This is a genomic window from Streptomyces sp. NPDC052079 (assembly GCF_040680275.1).
Taxonomy (GTDB): Bacteria; Actinomycetota; Actinomycetes; order Streptomycetales; family Streptomycetaceae; genus Streptomyces.
Genome location: NZ_JBFAWL010000015.1, coordinates 23,282 through 39,353 on the forward strand (window position 1 = coordinate 23,282; position 16,072 = coordinate 39,353).

The window sequence follows — 16,072 nt, forward strand, 5'->3', positions numbered from 1 at the left end:
GGAGGGACGGTGAGGGATACGGGAGCCGAGAGTCGGAAGCGGGCGGCGGTTCAGAGCCGCTCGGCGAGCAGCAGGCGCAGCGGTACCCCGCCCACCTCGTGCAGCCGGGGCTCCCCGAAGCCGTTGGCCGTCAGCAGGTCCCGGTAGGTCTCCAGCGCGTGCGACTCGCCTTCGTGGGTCCAGGCCAGCATCAGCGCGGCGAACAGGTGGGGCACCGGGTCGGACGCCGGGTCACGGCCGTCCGCGGTGACCGCGACGATGCCGATCCGCCCGCCCGGCCGAGTCACCTCCGCCAGGCGTCGCAGCATCTCGCCCGCGCGCTCGGCGGAGAAGTGGTGCAGCACATTGGTGATGAGAGACAGGTCGTACGGGCCTCCCAGCGGCACATCGAACATGTCGCCGGGGGTCAGTTCGACCCGGTCGAGCACGCCCAGGCGCTCCGCGTGGCCCCGGGAGTGCTCCAGGACGCCCGGCCAGTCGACGGAGCGGACCCGGGCCTGCGGACAGCGCCGGGCCACCGTGTAGCCGTACAGCCCGTGTCCGCAGGCCACGTCCAGGACGTCCAGGCGCTCGCGGCCCGCCGCCCACGGCTCCAGGGTGTCGGCCAGCAGATCGGCGACCAGGGGGGTGTGCGGGGTGGGGGTGCGGGCCAGGTCCGCCCAGAACGGGTAGTCGGGGGTCTCGGCATTGGTGTCCAGCACTGTTCCGCCTCGCCGGACCGCGTCGGAGAGGCGGCCCAGGGCATCCCACTCGTAACGGCTGACCGCGTGCCGGAGGATGTCGCCGAACCACCCGGGGCTGGACCGGACCAGGACCCGGTCGACTCCAGGAGCCAGCCAGAAACGCTCGCCGTCCGTCTTCAGGAGGTCGATCGCGGCGAGCGCCCGCAGCAGGACCCGCGCGCCCCGAACCGGCACATCCAGCCGGGCGGCGATGGTCTCGGCGTCGGCCGGGCCGTCCGCCATTGTGTCGAAGACGGCGAGGTCCATCCCGGCGCACAGCACTCCGGCTCGGCGCACCGCCTGGGCCATGTTGAGCAGAGTGAACTCATCGATCGTGGAAACGGTGGTCTGGGTCACGGTCCCTCTTCCTCAGTGGTGGGCGTGGGAGGTGGCCAGCTCGGCGAGTCCGGCGGCCACCTGGGCGGGAGTGGGCTGGGAGAGCATCTCGGCGCGCAGCCGGTCCGCCGACGTGCGGATGTCCGGGTCCTCGAGGAGCCTGGTCACCGCGGCGCGGATGGCCTCCTCGGCGGCCTGCTCGCCGCGCAGATGGATGCCGGCGCCCGACTCGGCGAGCGCGGCGGAGATGTTGTCCTGGTCGGCCATGTGCGAGATGGCCAGCTGGCCGAGGCCGGCCCGGATCGCGTTGAGCACGGTGCCCGAGCCGCCCTGGTGGACGATGGTGTCGCAGTCGTCGAGCAGCAGGTGCAGGGGCGGCGAGTCGAGGACGCGGACGTTGTCGGGGAGTTCGCCGAGCTGCTCGTGGGTGACGGCGTCGGCGGCGACCACGATCTCGATGTCCAGGCCGTCGAGCGCCCGGACGACCCGCGGCAGCAGGAAGGCCCGCTCGCCCATGATCCGGGTGATCGACCTTCCCCAGGTGAGGCACACCCGCGGCGTGGACTTGTCCGTGCGGCGCAGCTCCGGTCCGGGGGCGCGGCCCGCACCGTTGTACGGCAGGTACTGCACCTGGAGCCGGGCGGGCGAGGCGGGCGGCTGTAGGCTCGGCGGGCAGGGGTCCACGGTGCGCAGTGCGGGATCGCCCTGGACGTCCAGTCCGCGGGCGCGGTACACGTCGTAGAAGCCCGGGAGTTCGGCGAGGATCCGCTCGCTGCCGGCCGAGCCGTAGAAGTCCCAGCCCCACAGGTGGCGGATCCCCGGCACGCCGAGTTCCTGCGCGGCGACGAGGCCCGGCGGGCACATGGTGTCGGCGAGCACCAGGTCCGGTTTCCAGGTCCGGGCGAGGTCCATGACCGGGTCGAGGTTGGCGAGGGCGGCCTGCTGCCAGGTGTCGAAGACCTGGCCGCCGTCGTCGGCCTGGGCAGGTTCCCCCGGCTTCTGACGGGCGTCCAGTTCCTGGGACAGCGTCTTGCGGCGGATGTCCACCATGTCGATGTCGCTGCCGACGGCGGCCATGGGCAGGCCGGACCGGGTGACCAGGTCCGCCATGGACGGCTGGGCCGCCACGAGGACTTCGTGGCCCGCCGCGCGGAACGCGGCGGCCAGCGGCTGGACGACGAAGTAGTGAGTGGGCCACGGGGACGTGGTCACCAGAACGCGCATGGTCTTGCTCCTCCTGTCGGGCGGGAGTCGTCCCCGCCGGGCGAGATTCGTCCCTTCCAGGCGTCCCTACCGGGCGAGATTCGCCAGCTCCGCCACCACGTCGGCCGGTGCGGGCTGGGTGCGGATGCCGTCGGCCAGCCGCCGTGCGGCGGCGCCGTGTGCGGGATCCGACAGGAGGCGGTCCATCTCGGCGCGCAGCAGGAGCACTCCCTCCCGGGCGGCGGGGACGTCCGTGGTCATCAGGTGCCGGGCGGCGCCCGACGCGGCCAGCCGGGTGCCGTTGACCGTGGGCTCGGGCCGGGTGGTGATCAGCAACTGCCGTACGCCCGCGGCCGCGGCGGTCATGCTGGTGCCGGCGCCACCGTGGTGGACCACGAGGTCGCAGGACGGCATCAGCAGGTGCAGCGGCAATCCGACTGCGACGCGCGCGTGGTCCGACAGCGGCGTGTGCTCCAGTGCCCGCGCGGTCTGCTCGGTCACCGCGACGACGACCTCGTCGGCCACCTCGGCGGCGGCTTCCACGCACTGGCGTACGAGTTCGACGACGGTGCCGCCGCGCAGGGCCATGGAGGTGGCACCCCACGTGACGCAGACCCGGCTGCCGGATGGCTCCCGGCGCAGCCAGTCCGGCAGCAGGCCCGGGCCGTTGTAGGGGACGTACCGCATCTGACGGCAGGTCGGCCCGGCCGGGTAGCGGATGCCGGGGGCACTGGGGTCGATCCAGGCACTGGGCTCGGTCCGCACCGTCGCCCCTGCCCGCTCGTACAGCCGGGCGTACTCCGGCAGCGGTTCGCAGCCCATACGGCGCAGCTCGATGCGCTGGAGTCCGGGAGTGCCCCACAGGTGGCTGACGTTGGGCACGCCCAGCGCGGCGGCGACCACCGGGCCGGCGAGGGTGACGGCGTCGTGCACCACCAGGTCGGGCCGCCAGTACCGGCCGAAGCTCAGCAGGTCGTCGAGCATGGCCGAGGCCATGACCGTCTGCATCCGTCCCAGGTTCTCGATCAGCGCGAACTGCTCGTCGTCGAGGAGTTCCGGGTGGCGGGGCCAGTCGTCGGGCCAGCGGCCCTGGACGTGCCAGGCCGCCCGGCTGCGGTCGTTGGACAGGGAGGCGAGGTCCACGTCCTGGCCGACCGGTATCCCGGGCAGGCCGGACGCGGTCACGATCGGCATCAGCGCGGGCGCACTCGCGACCCGCACCTCATGCCCGGCGGCCAGCGCCGCCGACTCCAGCGGGACCATCGGGAAGTGATGGGAGTGCCAGGGGAACGTGGTGAACAGAATGCGCATCCGTAGCGGACCTCTCCGGGAGCGTCGGAAGTAGGGGCGGACCTGTCAGGAGGGACGGGACGGCGGGGCGGTCAGGGAAAAATGAGAGGGGACGGGTCGGCGCGGCGTACGGCGGTCGGCGTACGGTCAGGCACTTGCGACTCGGTGCCCGTCCCCCGTGCCAGGCGTGCCGGCGAGCCGGACGGGCCGGGCCGACCCGTGGGCCGGGCGGGCGCGGATGCACCCGCCTCCGCCTCCGAACCGGAACGGACGGCAGCGCCCTCCGAAACGAACGGCATCGCACCCACCCCCCGGGGGGGCTACTCCTCGTCGTGTACGACGGAGTCGCCCAGGACCTCGTCGATCCTCGCCAGCAGGTCCGTCTCCAGGCGGACACCGGCCGACTTGGCGTTGGCCAGGACCTGTTCGGCGTTGGACGAGCCGATGACGGCCCCGCTGACGCCGGGATTCTGGAGCACCCACGCGAGGGCAAGCTGCGCCGTGGTCAGCCCGGCTTCCTCGGCGAGCGGGCGCAGCCGCTCGACTCGCCCGAGGACCTTGTCGTCATCCAGCCAGCGCCGCATCAACGGGGCCCGGCCACCCTTGGGTACCGTGGCCCGGGATCCGGCCGGCGGCGGGGAGTCCGGTGCGTACTTGCCCGTCAGCACGCCCTGTTCCAGGGTGAAGTAGCAGATCTGGCCGATGCCCAGGTCATGGCAGGCGGGGATCACCTCGGCCTCCGGTGCCCGCCACAGCATCGAGTAGCGGGGCATGTGACAGATCACCGGCACGCCGAGCCGCGCGCCGATCCCGGCCGCCTCGGCGATCCGCTCCACGGGCCATTCCGACATGCCGACATAGAGGATCTTGCCGGCCCGTACCAGGTCGGAGAAGGTCCACATCAGCTCCTCCAGCGGAGTCGCCGGGTCGTAGCGGTGCGCGGTGTAGACGTCGATGTGGTCGACGCGCAGACGGCGCAGCGAGCCGTCGACGGACTCCATGACGTGTTTCCTGGACAGCCCCCGACCGTTGGGCCCGAGCCCGGTCGGCATCCCCACCTTGGTGCACAGCACCAGCTCTTCGCGGGGCGTCCCGGCCAGTGCCCGGCCCAGCAGGTTCTCGGAGCGGAACATGCCGTAGACGTCCGCGGTGTCGAAGGTCGTCACCCCGGCGTCGAGAGCCGCTCTGATCGAGGAGAGCACCACCTCGTCGGGGGTGTCGTCCTGCGGGTACAGCAGGTTGCCGTACACGATCTCGCTCACTGAAAGGCCACTTCGGCCAAGGCTTCGGAAATCCACGGCGACCACGCTCGGCCGCCCGGATCGAAGGCGGCTCGAGCCCTGACGGAACCGCCGTCCGCCCGGGCCGGACCGACCGGGCCTCGAGCGCGCCTCCAGCCCGGGTGCCGACGGTGGCCCGCAGCGCGCTGCCGACGCCTGCGATGGGAGAGACATCCATGACTCAAGCGATCATGAGCAGAAAGCACCCAGCGGTCCCCCCGGACAGCCTCGACGCGCCGGATCTCAGGCGCATCGCCGAATCGGCGGCGGCCGACAGCGGACAGCTGTCCCTGGGTGATGTCCACAACTGGTTCGAGGAGCGCCGCAAGGCCATCCGGATGGATGTGAGGCGCATCTCCTTCGCCGAGCTCCAGCGCTGGGGCTTCCACCCGGTCACCGGGAATCTGGCGCACGACAGCGGCCGCTTCTTCACCATCGAAGGGCTGCGGGCGCGCTCAGAGGGTCCGGATCCCGTCTCCTGGTCCCAGCCGATCATGCACCAGCCGGAAGTGGGGTTCCTCGGCATCCTGGTCAAGGAGTTCGACGGTGTCCTGCACTGCCTGATGCAGGCGAAGGCCGAGCCCGGCAACGGCGAGGGGCTCCAGCTGTCGCCCACGGTGCAGGCCACCCGCAGCAACTACACGGGCGTGCACGAGGGCAGCGCCGTGCGGTACCTGGAGTACTTCACGGACCCCGGCAAGGGCCGGCCGCTGGTCGACGTGCTCCAGTCCGAGCATGGTTCCTGGTTCTTCCGCAAACGCAACCGCAATCTCGTCGTCGAGGCCGTCGGCGACGTGCCCGAGCACGAGGACTACCGCTGGCTGACCCTCGGTCAGGTCCGCCGGCTGCTCGGCGTCCCGGACCTGGTCAACATGGACACCCGGACGGTCCTGGCCTGCCTCCCCGTCGCCCCGCCGGACGGTGCCGGCGCAGGGGTGGCGGCCGACGGTTCCCGCGGGGCAGCCGCGGCCGCCCTGACCGCCTCCCTGTCCGCGCAGGCCCCCGCCGCGCACACCCTGCCCGAGCTGCTGCGCTGGTTCAACGGGCTCAGGGCGCGTAGCGAGGTCGCCGCGCAGCTCGTGCCGCTGACCGCCGTGGACGGCTGGGTGCGCGACGCGGACGAGATACGCCACACCAGTGGACGGCACTTCGCAATCGTCGCCGTGTCCGTGGAGGCCGGCAACCGCGAGGTCAAGGGATGGACCCAGCCGCTGCTCAGCCCGCGCGGCACCGGGGTGGTGGCGTTCCTGGCCAAGCGGATCGACGGCGTCCTCCACGTCCTGGCACGCGCCCACCCGGAACCGGGCTACGTCGATCTCATCGAGCTGGCCCCGACCGTCGAGTGCGTCCCCGACGACCATGCCCATCTACCACCCGAGCAGCGGCCCAGGTTCCTGGACCAGGTGCTCGCGGCCCGGCCGGAGCAGATCCTCTACGACGCCGTACAGTCCGAGGAGGGCGGCCGTTTCTACCGGGCGCTGAGCCGCTACCTGGTGGTCGAGACGGACGAGGACCCCGTTGTACCCGACGACTACCGCTGGATGACGGTGGCGCAGGTGGTCACCCTGCTCCAGCACAGCAACTACTGCAACATCCAGGCCCGCAGCCTCATCGCCTGTCTGCAGTCCGTGTGGTGAGCGCCGTGCCCGAGGACCGTGCCCCGCTCCGCCTGGGCCTGCTGGGCTGCGCCGGCTTCGCCCGGCGCCGCGCCCTGCCCTCGCTCGCCCGCCTCACGGAGATCACCCTCACCGCGGTCGCCAGCCGGGACCCCGCCAGGGCGAAGCTCTTCGCCGGTGAATTCGGCGGCGAACCGGTCGCCGGGTACGAGGAACTGCTCGCCAGGGACGACCTCGACGCGGTGTACATACCGCTGCCCGCCGCGCTGCACGCCCCCTGGGCCGGCCGGGCGCTCGAAGCCGGACTGCACGTCCTGGTGGAGAAACCGGCGGCGGTCACGGCCGCGGAGGCCGGCCGCCTGACCCGTGCGGCCCGTGAGCGCGGCCTGGTCGTGATGGAGAACTTCGGTTTCGTCCACCACACCCAGCAGCAGGCGGCCCGTTCACTGCTGGCCGAGGGCGCCATCGGGGAACTGCGGTCGCTGACGGCCGAGTTCGCCTTCCCTCCGCTGCCGGACACCGACATCCGCTACCAGCCGGACCTGGGCGGCGGTGCGCTGCTGGACGCGGGCGTGTACCCGATCCGGGCGGCCCGGCTGTTCCTGGGCGACGAGCTGGAGGTGACCGGCGCCTCGCTGCGCGAGGACCCCGGCCGCGGAGTGGACGTCGCCGGTGCGGCGCTGCTGACCGGCCCGACCGGGATCAGCGCCCACCTGGGCTTCGGCTTCGTCCACTCCTACCGCTGCGGCTACACCCTGTGGGGCTCGGCCGGACGGATCAGTCTGACCCGTGCCTACAGCGCCCCGGACGACTTCGCGCCGACGCTCACGCTGGAGCGCGACGGACGGGTGGAGGAGCGCCGGCTGGTGCCCGGCCAGCAGTTCACCACGCTCTTCCGGCGGTTCGCCGCCGCCGTCCGCGGCCGGGACGTCACCGGCCCGGCCCACGACCTCGCCCAGCAGGCGCGCCTGGTGGAGCGGATCGCCGCCACCGCGCGGCGCCTCCCTCTGTGACCCGAACCACGAAGAGAAAGGTCGACCACATGGACATCCCTGGCACCGCGCGGGCAGTGACCACCTGCCGGATGTGCGGAGCGCAGGACTGGCAGGAGGTCGTGGACTTCGGCTCCGTCCCCCTGGCGGACAGCTTCCTCGAACCCGCCGAGTCCTACGACGACGAACCGCGCTACCCGCTGGCCGTCATCTCCTGCCGCTCCTGCCGGCTGATGAGCCTGACACACGTCGTGGACCCCGAAGTCCTCTACCGCACGTACCCCTACACCACCTCCGACTCGGAGACCATCAAGAAGCACATGGGGCATGTCGTCGCGGTGTGTGTCGAGCGCTTCGGCATCCCCGAGGGCAGATTCGTCCTGGAGATCGGCAGCAACACCGGCTCCCAGCTGAAGGCGTTCCAGAACGCCGGGATGCGCACGCTCGGCATCGACCCGGCCCGCAACATCGCCGCGGTGGCCAACGAGCGGGGCATCGAGACGCTGCCGGAGTTCTTCTCGGTCGACACCGCCGCCCTGGTGAAGAAGACCCACGGCACTCCCCAGCTGATCCTCGGCCGGCATGTCTTCGCGCACATCGACGACGTGTCCGCGGTCGCCGAGGGCGTGCGCGATCTGCTGGGCCCGGACAGCCTGTTCGCCATCGAGGTGCCGTACCTGGTGGATATGCTGGAGCGCAACGAGTTCGACACCATCTACCACGAGCACCTGTCCTACATCGGCGTCGGCTCCCTGGTCGCCCTCTTCCAGCGGCACGGGCTGCGTGTGGTGGACGTCGAACGCCTCGCGGTGCACGGCGGATCCATCCTGGTGTTCGTCGGGCTGGACGAGGGCACCCGGTCGACGGCGCCCGTCGTGGAGGAGCTGATCGCGCTGGAGAAGGAGCGCGGCCTGTACGAGGACGCCACCTACGAGCGATTCGCCGGGCACGTCGCGGAGATCACCGCCGAACTCACCTCGATTGTCCGCTCACTGCGGGCCGAGGGCAAGCGGATCGCCGGGTACGGGGCGCCCGCGAAGGGCAACACCCTGCTGAACGTCTGCGGGCTCACCGTGGACGACCTGGAATTCTGCTGCGACACCACCGAGTTCAAGCAGGGCTTGGTGCTGCCCGGCACGCACATCCCGGTCCGCAGCCCCGAGTACGCGAAGACCCAGGACATCGACTACTACCTGCTGCTGGCCTGGAACTACGGCGAGGAGATCCTCGCCAAGGAGGGACCGTTCCTGGCGGACGGCGGACGGTTCATCCTGCCCAACCCGCGGCCGTCGATCGTCCCGCCCGGGGCGTGACCGTGGCACGAACGACGGAACGCGCCCTGAGCGTCGTCGTCACCGGCGGTGGTTCCGGCATCGGCCGGGCCACCGCCCGTGCGTACGCCGCCCAGGGCGCACACGTGCTGGTCGTGGGGCGGACCGCCGGGCATCTGGAGGAGACCGCCGAGGGGCAGCCTCGCATCCGGGCGTTCGTCGCCGACCTCGCCGATCGCGACGCTCCCGAGCGGATCGTGGCGGCGGCGCTGGACGCCACCGGCGGGATCGACGTCCTGGTCAACAACGCCGCCGTCCCGTGGCGGGCACGGCTCGGGAAGATCGATCGGGAGCGCGCCGAGCGGCAGGTCGCCACCAACCTGCTGGGCCCGTTGTTCCTGACCCAGAGCACGGTGCCGCACATGCCGGCCGGCGCGACGGTGGTGAACATCAGCTCCAACCCGCCGACGCGCGGCTGGCCGGCCAACTCGGTCTACGGCAGCACCAAGGTCGGCCTGGACTTCCTCACCCTCACCTGGGCCGTGGAGCTGGCGCCGCGCGGGATCAGGGTCGTCTCGGTGGCTCCGGGGCCGACGCTGACACCGGGCCTCGCCCGGGCCAGGTCCGGCCAGCCGCCCCAGCAGCGTGACGACTTCTCCCGCGTCCCGCTGGGCCGCCCCGCCCGGCCGGAGGAGATCGCCTGGTGGATCACCCAGGTGACCCGCCCGGAGGCCGGCTATCTGACCGGTGCGGTGCTGCGCGTCGACGGCGGCCTGAGCGTGGGCTGACCCGACGTGTACGACGGCACCGGGCCCGGGCGCGCGCCCGGGCCCGGTGCCGTACGTCCGCGGCCTCGCGGTCAGTCGTCCACCAGGGCCACCGCGCGGGCCCAGCCCGCCCCGGACCCGACCAGCTTCACCGGCAGGCAGGAGACGGTGTAGCCGAAGTCGCCGGGCAGGGCGTCGAGGTTGTTCAGGCGCTCGATCTGGCAGTACTCACGCCGGCGGCCGGCGAAGTGCGCGGGCCACAGGACGGAGCGGTCACCGGTCTCCCGGTAGCGGCGGATCATATCGCCGAAGGGCGCGTCGAGGCTGAAGGCATCGGTGCCGATGACCCTGACTCCCAGGTCGAGCAGGAAGTCGGTGGCCTCGCCGTCGAGTCCGGTGAAGTCGGTGAAGTACTTCTCGGTGCCCAGGTGCGCGGAGGCGCCGGTGTTCAGCAGGACGATGTCGTACGGCCGGGGGGCGCGGCCGATCCGGGCGATCTCCCGCTCCAGGACCTCGGTTCCCATGGCGCCCACCGGCTGGTCGCGCAGGTCGAGCCGGAGCGCCGGGCGGTGGAACCAGTCCAGCGGCATCTCGTGGATGTGGCGCGGCGTGCCGTACGCGGCCGTCGAGCCGTAGTGGGACGGGGCGTCCACATGGGTCCCGGTGTGGCTGGTGAGCGTGAACGTGTCCAGCGACAACAGTTCGCCCTCCGGCAGCACCGACGGGTCGAAGTCGATGCTGAAGTGGGCCTTCATCTCCTCGCTCATGTGCCGGGCCCCCTCGGCCGGCGTGAGGATCTCGTGGACGACGGGGTCGGGCTCCCAGGCCGTGGCGTCCACGGGCGAGGAGAGGTCGACGATGCGCATGGGTCATCCCTTCGGGCCGCCCGTGCGCTCGGCACGGGCGGTCGGGCCTGTGGTGAACAGATCGGTACGGACCTCCGCCACCGGATGCCCGTAGGCCACCCGGTGGGTGATCTTGCTACCGAGCGGGCTGTGCCGGATCAGCCGGGCGACACCCGAGCGCAGCCGGTCGGCCACCGGCCCGCCGGTCCCGAACATGCCTTTGGCCTGCATCTGCTGCATCCGCATGACGACGTCCACGGCGGGCATCCGGGCGTCGAGGTACGAGGCAAGACGCGCTTGGTGCACATACCCGTCCCGCAGCGCCGCCACCAGCACCGGATGGAGCACGGCCGCGTCCTGAAGGGCGAGGTTGATGCCCTGGGCGCCCAGCGGGCTGTGTGTGTGGGCGCTGTCGCCGATCAGCACGAGGCCGTCGCGCGTCCAGGCGTCGGCCTTCCCGGCGTAGACGTCGAGCAGGCTGAGGTCGGACAGTTCGCTCACGGAGTCCTCGATGAGGTCCGCGAACTGCGGCAGGGCCGTGGTCAGTTCGCGCCGGACCTCGTCGATGCCCCGGGCGGCGAGTTCCGGCCAGCTCCGGTGCGGCAGGGTCCAGCCGATCTGCAACCGGTCGGGGTGGGAGTCGTGCACCAGTACGGGGTTGCCCGCGGTGCGGTGGATGCGGACGTACCCGGTCTGCCGGCCGGGCGCGTGCACCTTGAACCACAGCACGTCGTGCCCGAACGCCTCCACCCGGCCCGCGCCGATCCCTGCCAGCGCACGGGTCTTGGAGAACCGGCCGTCGGCCCCCACGACGACCCGGGCGCGCAAGGTGCACCGGCTGCCCGGGCCGTGGGCGACGGCGCCGGTGATCCGGCCGTCATCCTCCACCAGGGCGCCGATCCGGTGGCCGTCGAGGAAGCGGAAGCCGGGCAGTGCCCGGCACCGCTCCAGGAGCGCGTCGAGTAGATGGCGCTGGGGCATCGCCAGCAGATGGTGGTACGGGGCGGGCAGCCGCCGGTAGTCGATGTCGAGCAGGACGCGGTCACGGTCGACGAGCTGGAAGCCGTTGAGTTCGCACGCCCCGGCGGCGCGCGCCGCGGCGAGGACGCCCAGGTCGTCGAGGATGCGCTGGCCTCCGGGCTGAAGGATCTCGCCGCGGAAGGCACGGTCGAACCGTGCCGACTTCTCCAGGAGGGTGACCCGCACTCCCGAGCGCAGCAGCATCAAGGCGAGGGCGAGCCCCGCGGGTCCGCCGCCGACGACGCAGACGTCGGTGTGCAGCTCCTCGTCGGAGGCGGGCGTGCCGGTGGATGTGCTGCCGGTGGTCTTGTCCATCGCTCAGCCCGCCACCAGACCCAGGCCGCCGTCGACCGTTACGACCTGGCCCTGCAGCCAGCCCGCCTCGTCCGTGCACAGCAGGCTGACGGCGTCGGCGACGTCCTCGGGGCGGGTGAGCCGGCCCCCGGGCGTGCGCTCGGTAATCGCCTTGGCGACCTCGGCCGGAACGGTCCCGTCCCCCTTGTCGACCTTGGCCGCGGCGACCGCGTTGACGGCGATGCCGCGTCCGGCCAGCTCCACCGCGAGATACCGCACGAGGGACTCCAGCGCGGCCTTGGCCACGCCCGCCCCGGCGTACCGGGGCACGACCCGGTGGGCACCGGTGCTGGAGGCGATGATCCTTCCCGAGCGTCCCGCCATCAGCCCGGCCAGCCGGGAGGCCCCGGTGAGCAGGGGACGCAGCGCCACGGCCAGGGAGCGGTCCACCTGTTCCGGTGTGGTGGCGAGGGTGGGCGCGGGCCGGAAGTAGGAGGTGTTGTGGACGAAGACGTCGAGGTGGCCGAAGCGCCGCCCGGCCTCGTCGCACAGCGCGTCGAAGTCGACGGTGACATCGGCCCGGACGGCGTCGGCCCGGCCCGGCAGGCCGGCCAGCGCCCCGACGGCCCGCGCGGCGTTCGCCTCGTCCTCGGCGTAGTCGAGCAGGACGTCGGCGCCGCAGGCGCAAAGTTTTCGGGCGATGGCGAAGCCCACGCCCCGGGTGGCGCCGGTCACCAGCGCGGTGCGGCCGGTCAGGGCCGTGGCTGTGGAGTGGTGCGTGGTCACGGTTCGGCTCCCCAGTGGTCGACGGGCGGCTCAGGCCGCACGGGTGCCGTCGGCGAGCGCCTCGTTGACCAGGGCGAGGTACTGCCCCAGGGTCTCCGCCTCGAACACGGCCTCCTCGTCGAGGGCGACGCCGTGATCGCGCTCGATGCGCGCCGTGGTCTCCAGGACGGCGACCGAGTCGTAGCCGAGGTCGGCGAAGGAGACGTCGAGGGCGGCCGTGGACAGTCCGTCGTTCTCGCTCTCGCCCGCGCACTCGCGCAGCACGGCGGTGAGGTCTTCCAGGTGCATCTGCTGGGACATGGGGTGATCCCTCTCTGGGTCTCGATGGCTGTGGACGGCTGCCGGACGGTCGGTTGGGGGGCGGTCAGGGCACGGCCCGCACGACGGCCGCGGCGTTGAATCCGCCGCGGCCCCTGGCCAGCACGAGGGCGGCGCGCAGCGGCAGCGGCCGGGGGCGGCCGATGACCAGGTCGACGGGACAGTCGTCGGCGGGTTCGGTGACGTTCACTGTGGGCGGTACGACCTGGTCGCGCAGTGCCAGCAGGGCGGCCGCCAGGTCCAGGGAGGCGCCGCCGGCCGAGAGCCGCCCGGTCATGGTCTTCGGCGCGGTGACCGGCACTCCACGGGCGCCGAACACTCGGATCAGGGCATCGGCCTCGGCGCGGTCGGCGGCGCGCTCGCCTGCGGCGTCGGCGAACACGACGTCCACCTGGTCCGGGGTCATCCCGGCGTCGGCCAGGGCGAGTTCGGCCGCCCGTGCGAGCTGCGGGGTGCCGCCCCGCCCGGGCGGCGGGTCGAAGGTGGCCGCGTACCCGGCGAAGACACCGTGGACGCGGGCGCCGCGGGCGCGGGCCGCGGCGGCCCGCTCCAGCACCAGGAGGGCGCCTCCCTCACCGACTACCTCCCCGTCGGCGTCCGCCGAGAACGGCAGGTAGGCACGCGCCGGGTCGTCGCCGGTGGACAGCCGGCCGCCCGCCAGATGGGCGGTCCAGCCCCAGGGGCACAGTGCGGAGTCGACGCCTCCGGTGACCATCAGTTCGCTGCCCCGGCGCAGCAGGCGGCGGGCCTGGGCGACCGCGTCGAGCCCCCCGGCCTGCTCGGTGACCAGCACGCCGCCGGGGCCGCGCAGGTCGTGGCCGATCGAGATCTGCCCGGTGTTGACGGCGTAGAACCAGGCGAACGACTGGTACGCGCTGACGTACTGCCCGCCCTTGCTCCACAGAGCCTGCAGCTCCCGCTGCCCGAACTCGAACCCGCCCGCCGAGCTCGCGGTGCTGACCCCGGCCGCGTACCGGGGCAGCCGCTCCAGGTCGACGCCGGCGTCCTCGACGGCCTCCCGGGCCACGGCGAGCGAGAGCCGGGTCACCCGGTCGGTCTGGGGCAGCAGCCGGCCCGGAATGTGGTCGGTGTCCACGAAGTCGCGGATCTCGCCGGCGAGCCGTGCCGGATAGCGGCCGGGGTCGAAGCGGCTGAGCCTGCGGATCCCGCTCTCGCCCCTCAGCACGGCGTCCCACCAGGCCTTGACGGACAGCCCGTTGGGCGCGGCAACACCGATGCCGGTGATGACCGCCTGCGAGGTGTCGGCGCTCATACCGCCACCCGGCGTCCGGGTGCCGTCAGCACCATGGCGCTCTGGAAGCCGCCGAATCCGCTGCCCACGCTCAGGACGGTGTCGGTGCGCTGCTCACGGGCGGTGATCGGGGTGTAGTCGAGGTCGCAGGCCGGGTCCCGGTCGTGCAGATTGGCCGTCGGAGGCACCGTGTCGTGCTCGATGGCCAGCGCGCTGGCGGCCACCTCCAGGGAGCCGATGGCACCGAGCGAGTGCCCGATCATCGACTTGATGGAACTCACCGGGATCCGGTAGGCGTGGTCTTTGAGACTCCGCTTGAAGGCGGCGGTCTCGTGCCGGTCGTTCTGCTTCGTGCCGGAGCCGTGCGCGTTGACGTAGTCGACGGCCGTGGGGTCCAGGCGTGCCTCGTCGAGAGCGGTGCGGATCGCCTCCGCCATCTCGATGCCGTCGGGCCGCAGCCCCGTCATGTGGTACGCGTTGCAGCGGCTGGCGAACCCCGAGATCTCGGCGTAGACGTGGGCGTCGCGGCGGCGGGCGTGTTCGAGGCTCTCCAGGACGAGTACGGCACTGCCCTCCCCGAGCACGAAGCCGTTGCGGCTGCGGTCGAACGGCCGGGACGCGGTGGCCGGGTCGTCGTTGCGCGGCGAGGTGGCCTTGATGGCGTCGAAGCAGGCCACGGTGATCGGCGAGATCGGTGCCTCGGTCGCGCCGGCGACCATTACGTCCGCACTGCCCTCTCGGATCAGCGCGACGGCATGACCGAGGGAGTCGAGACCGGAGGTGCAGCCCGTGGAGATCAGCGCCACGGGGCCCTGCGCACCGGTGCTCCAGGCAACCTCGGCGGCCATGGAGCTGGGCACGAAGTAGTCGAAGAGGTGGTCGACGGCGCGGCTGTGGTCGACGTACCAGTTGGAGCCACCATCGCTCACGACGTTGTACTGGGTGTCCAGACCCGTCGTGCAGCCGACGGCGCTGCCGAGCGCCACGCCGGTGCGCGACGGGTCGATGCCGCCGTCCAGGCCGGCGTCGGCGACGGCCTCGCGGGCACTGACGAGGGCGAACTGGGTGGCGCGGTCCAGGCGTTCGGCCTCGGCGGGGCCGATGCCGTGCCGGGCCGCGTCGAAGTCCACCTCGGCAGCGATCCGGGAGCGGAACGCGGAGGCGTCGAAGAGACTGATTCTCCGGGTGGCCGTACGGCCCGCGGTGAGCTGCTCCCAGAACGCCTCGACGCCCACCGCTCCCGGGGCCACGACCCCGATGCCGGTGATGACGACGCGACGGCTCATCGGCCCTCACCGCCTACTGTCCCCGTGGTCATGGGTCCTCTCCTGCTGGTCGGGGCATGCCGTTGTGTGCTGTCTTGCAGGCTTCGCGAGCCCCCTCGAACCCGGCTCGAAGCGCACAGGAGTCCCGGTCGGGGCCGGGGAGGGGGCGTGCCGGGGCCGGGCGGTCAGCGCAGGTCGTCGCGGGTGACCTCGCGGGACCGCACGAGCAGCCGGCCGCCCTCGCGGACCAGCACGTCCGTGCAGGTGCAGACGCGGTGCACGCGGGACTCTCCGCCGCGCGACGAGGCGTACACGGTGGTGTACGAGTGGACCACCGCGGAGCCGTCCCGCTGCGGCCGGACGTCGAAGACGCCGGGCCAGTGGCGGTGCTGCTCACCGGCGGAGGCCAGGGACTCGGCGGTGCGCCGCACCGAGGCCGCCAAGGACTCCCGGCCCACCACCGGTGCCGGCAGGGTCGGCACCGAGAATGACGCGTCCTCGGTGAAGTCGGCCGCCCACTCGTCGGCGGCTCCCCCGTCGAGAAGCTGCATGTGGCGGGCATAGAACTGCTGGATCTCCGCGTACAGGGAGCCGAACCCGGCGGAGGAGTACGGCTGTGTCTCGGTCGGCGCGGTCACGGTGTCTCCGATTCATGAGGAAGGAACGACGGTGTTGCGTGCGGGCCATCGTGTGCGGCACCGGTCGAGCCGCGTTCGAGCCGCCCTACAGCCCGGCCGCCTTCCGCCACGGCATCCAGCCGGAATCCAATGCGCCTCAAGCGCCGCGGCCCAGCGTGGTTGCCCGCGCGCCACGCA

The 16,072-nt window shown here is 72.4% G+C and carries 15 protein-coding genes; 4 read left to right on the forward strand and 11 right to left on the reverse strand.

The annotated features are described in order from the left end of the window. Positions 1 to 50: 50 nt before the first annotated feature. The 4 genes from AB0L56_RS21450 to AB0L56_RS21465 form a co-directional block, all read right to left on the reverse strand. Complete coding sequence (locus AB0L56_RS21450) at positions 51 to 1,079, reverse strand: class I SAM-dependent methyltransferase (RefSeq protein ID WP_361028316.1); 1,029 nt, start codon at positions 1,077 to 1,079, stop codon at positions 51 to 53. 12 nt (positions 1,080 to 1,091) lie between these two features. Then, positions 1,092 to 2,282, reverse strand: a complete 1,191-nt coding sequence (mtmGIII, locus tag AB0L56_RS21455; protein ID WP_365425385.1) for a mithramycin biosynthesis glycosyltransferase MtmGIII — start codon at positions 2,280 to 2,282, stop codon at positions 1,092 to 1,094. Positions 2,283 to 2,348: 66 nt separating this feature from the next. Then, a complete protein-coding gene (gene mtmGIV / locus AB0L56_RS21460; protein ID WP_365425387.1) occupies positions 2,349 to 3,572 on the reverse strand; it encodes a mithramycin biosynthesis glycosyltransferase MtmGIV in 1,224 nt (407 codons plus the stop codon). A 299-nt stretch (positions 3,573 to 3,871) separates the two neighbouring features. Beyond that, on the reverse strand, positions 3,872 to 4,813 hold the full coding sequence (locus AB0L56_RS21465) for an aldo/keto reductase (protein WP_361028324.1): 942 nt from the start codon (positions 4,811 to 4,813) through the stop codon (positions 3,872 to 3,874). 209 nt (positions 4,814 to 5,022) lie between these two features. Here AB0L56_RS21465 and AB0L56_RS21470 point away from each other — a divergent pair, with 209 nt between their 5' ends. From AB0L56_RS21470 to AB0L56_RS21485, 4 genes are read left to right on the forward strand one after another with little or no spacing between them, the layout of a single operon-like run. Continuing rightward, positions 5,023 to 6,468 carry an NDP-hexose 2,3-dehydratase family protein gene (locus tag AB0L56_RS21470; RefSeq protein ID WP_365425389.1) on the forward strand — a complete coding sequence of 482 codons (1,446 nt, stop codon included), beginning with the start codon at positions 5,023 to 5,025 and terminating at the stop codon, positions 6,466 to 6,468. After that, entirely contained in the window at positions 6,465 to 7,460 is a 996-nt protein-coding gene (locus AB0L56_RS21475) for a Gfo/Idh/MocA family oxidoreductase (protein WP_365425391.1), read from the forward strand. Before AB0L56_RS21470 ends, AB0L56_RS21475 begins: the two co-directional genes overlap by 4 nt. A gap of 29 nt (positions 7,461 to 7,489) precedes the next feature. Then, positions 7,490 to 8,752, forward strand: a complete 1,263-nt coding sequence (locus tag AB0L56_RS21480) for a class I SAM-dependent methyltransferase (protein WP_365425393.1) — start codon at positions 7,490 to 7,492, stop codon at positions 8,750 to 8,752. 2 nt (positions 8,753 to 8,754) lie between these two features. Continuing rightward, the gene (locus tag AB0L56_RS21485; protein WP_365425395.1) at positions 8,755 to 9,498 is read left to right on the forward strand and encodes an SDR family oxidoreductase; all 744 of its coding nucleotides are present in this window, start codon (positions 8,755 to 8,757) and stop codon (positions 9,496 to 9,498) included. A 71-nt stretch (positions 9,499 to 9,569) separates the two neighbouring features. Here AB0L56_RS21485 and AB0L56_RS21490 read toward each other — a convergent pair whose 3' ends face one another. The 7 genes from AB0L56_RS21490 to AB0L56_RS21520 form a co-directional block, all read right to left on the reverse strand. After that, positions 9,570 to 10,343 (reverse strand): cyclase family protein, encoded by a 774-nt coding sequence (locus tag AB0L56_RS21490; RefSeq protein WP_361028339.1) that lies wholly within the window; start codon positions 10,341 to 10,343, stop codon positions 9,570 to 9,572. A 3-nt stretch (positions 10,344 to 10,346) separates the two neighbouring features. Further along, positions 10,347 to 11,657, reverse strand: coding sequence for an FAD-dependent oxidoreductase (locus AB0L56_RS21495; protein WP_361028342.1), 1,311 nt, complete (start codon positions 11,655 to 11,657; stop codon positions 10,347 to 10,349). 3 nt (positions 11,658 to 11,660) lie between these two features. After that, the gene (locus tag AB0L56_RS21500; RefSeq protein WP_365425397.1) at positions 11,661 to 12,422 is read right to left on the reverse strand and encodes an SDR family oxidoreductase; all 762 of its coding nucleotides are present in this window, start codon (positions 12,420 to 12,422) and stop codon (positions 11,661 to 11,663) included. Positions 12,423 to 12,452: 30 nt separating this feature from the next. After that, positions 12,453 to 12,722: an acyl carrier protein gene (locus AB0L56_RS21505; RefSeq protein ID WP_361028348.1), complete on the reverse strand. Its 270-nt coding sequence runs from the start codon at positions 12,720 to 12,722 to the stop codon at positions 12,453 to 12,455. 64 nt (positions 12,723 to 12,786) lie between these two features. Then, entirely contained in the window at positions 12,787 to 14,013 is a 1,227-nt protein-coding gene (locus AB0L56_RS21510) for a ketosynthase chain-length factor (RefSeq protein ID WP_361028351.1), read from the reverse strand. Next, positions 14,010 to 15,278 (reverse strand): beta-ketoacyl-[acyl-carrier-protein] synthase family protein, encoded by a 1,269-nt coding sequence (locus AB0L56_RS21515; RefSeq protein WP_365425399.1) that lies wholly within the window; start codon positions 15,276 to 15,278, stop codon positions 14,010 to 14,012. Before AB0L56_RS21515 ends, AB0L56_RS21510 begins: the two co-directional genes overlap by 4 nt. Positions 15,279 to 15,442: 164 nt before the next feature. Further along, on the reverse strand, positions 15,443 to 15,895 hold the full coding sequence (locus AB0L56_RS21520) for a nuclear transport factor 2 family protein (RefSeq protein ID WP_361028357.1): 453 nt from the start codon (positions 15,893 to 15,895) through the stop codon (positions 15,443 to 15,445). Positions 15,896 to 16,072: the final 177 nt, after the last annotated feature.

Excerpts from the sequence above, each read along its gene's own strand:
- AB0L56_RS21515 (WP_365425399.1), bottom strand. The coding sequence starts at position 15,278 with ATGAGCCGTCGCGTCGTCATCACCGGCATCGGGGTCGTGGCCCCGGGA.
- AB0L56_RS21470 (WP_365425389.1), top strand. The coding sequence starts at position 5,023 with ATGAGCAGAAAGCACCCAGCGGTCCCCCCGGACAGCCTCGACGCGCCG.
- AB0L56_RS21495 (WP_361028342.1), bottom strand. The coding sequence starts at position 11,657 with ATGGACAAGACCACCGGCAGCACATCCACCGGCACGCCCGCCTCCGAC.
- AB0L56_RS21480 (WP_365425393.1), top strand. The coding sequence starts at position 7,490 with ATGGACATCCCTGGCACCGCGCGGGCAGTGACCACCTGCCGGATGTGC.
- mtmGIV (WP_365425387.1), bottom strand. The coding sequence starts at position 3,572 with ATGCGCATTCTGTTCACCACGTTCCCCTGGCACTCCCATCACTTCCCG.
- AB0L56_RS21510 (WP_361028351.1), bottom strand. The coding sequence starts at position 14,013 with ATGAGCGCCGACACCTCGCAGGCGGTCATCACCGGCATCGGTGTTGCC.
- AB0L56_RS21490 (WP_361028339.1), bottom strand. The coding sequence starts at position 10,343 with ATGCGCATCGTCGACCTCTCCTCGCCCGTGGACGCCACGGCCTGGGAG.
- mtmGIII (WP_365425385.1), bottom strand. The coding sequence starts at position 2,282 with ATGCGCGTTCTGGTGACCACGTCCCCGTGGCCCACTCACTACTTCGTC.
- AB0L56_RS21505 (WP_361028348.1), bottom strand. The coding sequence starts at position 12,722 with ATGTCCCAGCAGATGCACCTGGAAGACCTCACCGCCGTGCTGCGCGAG.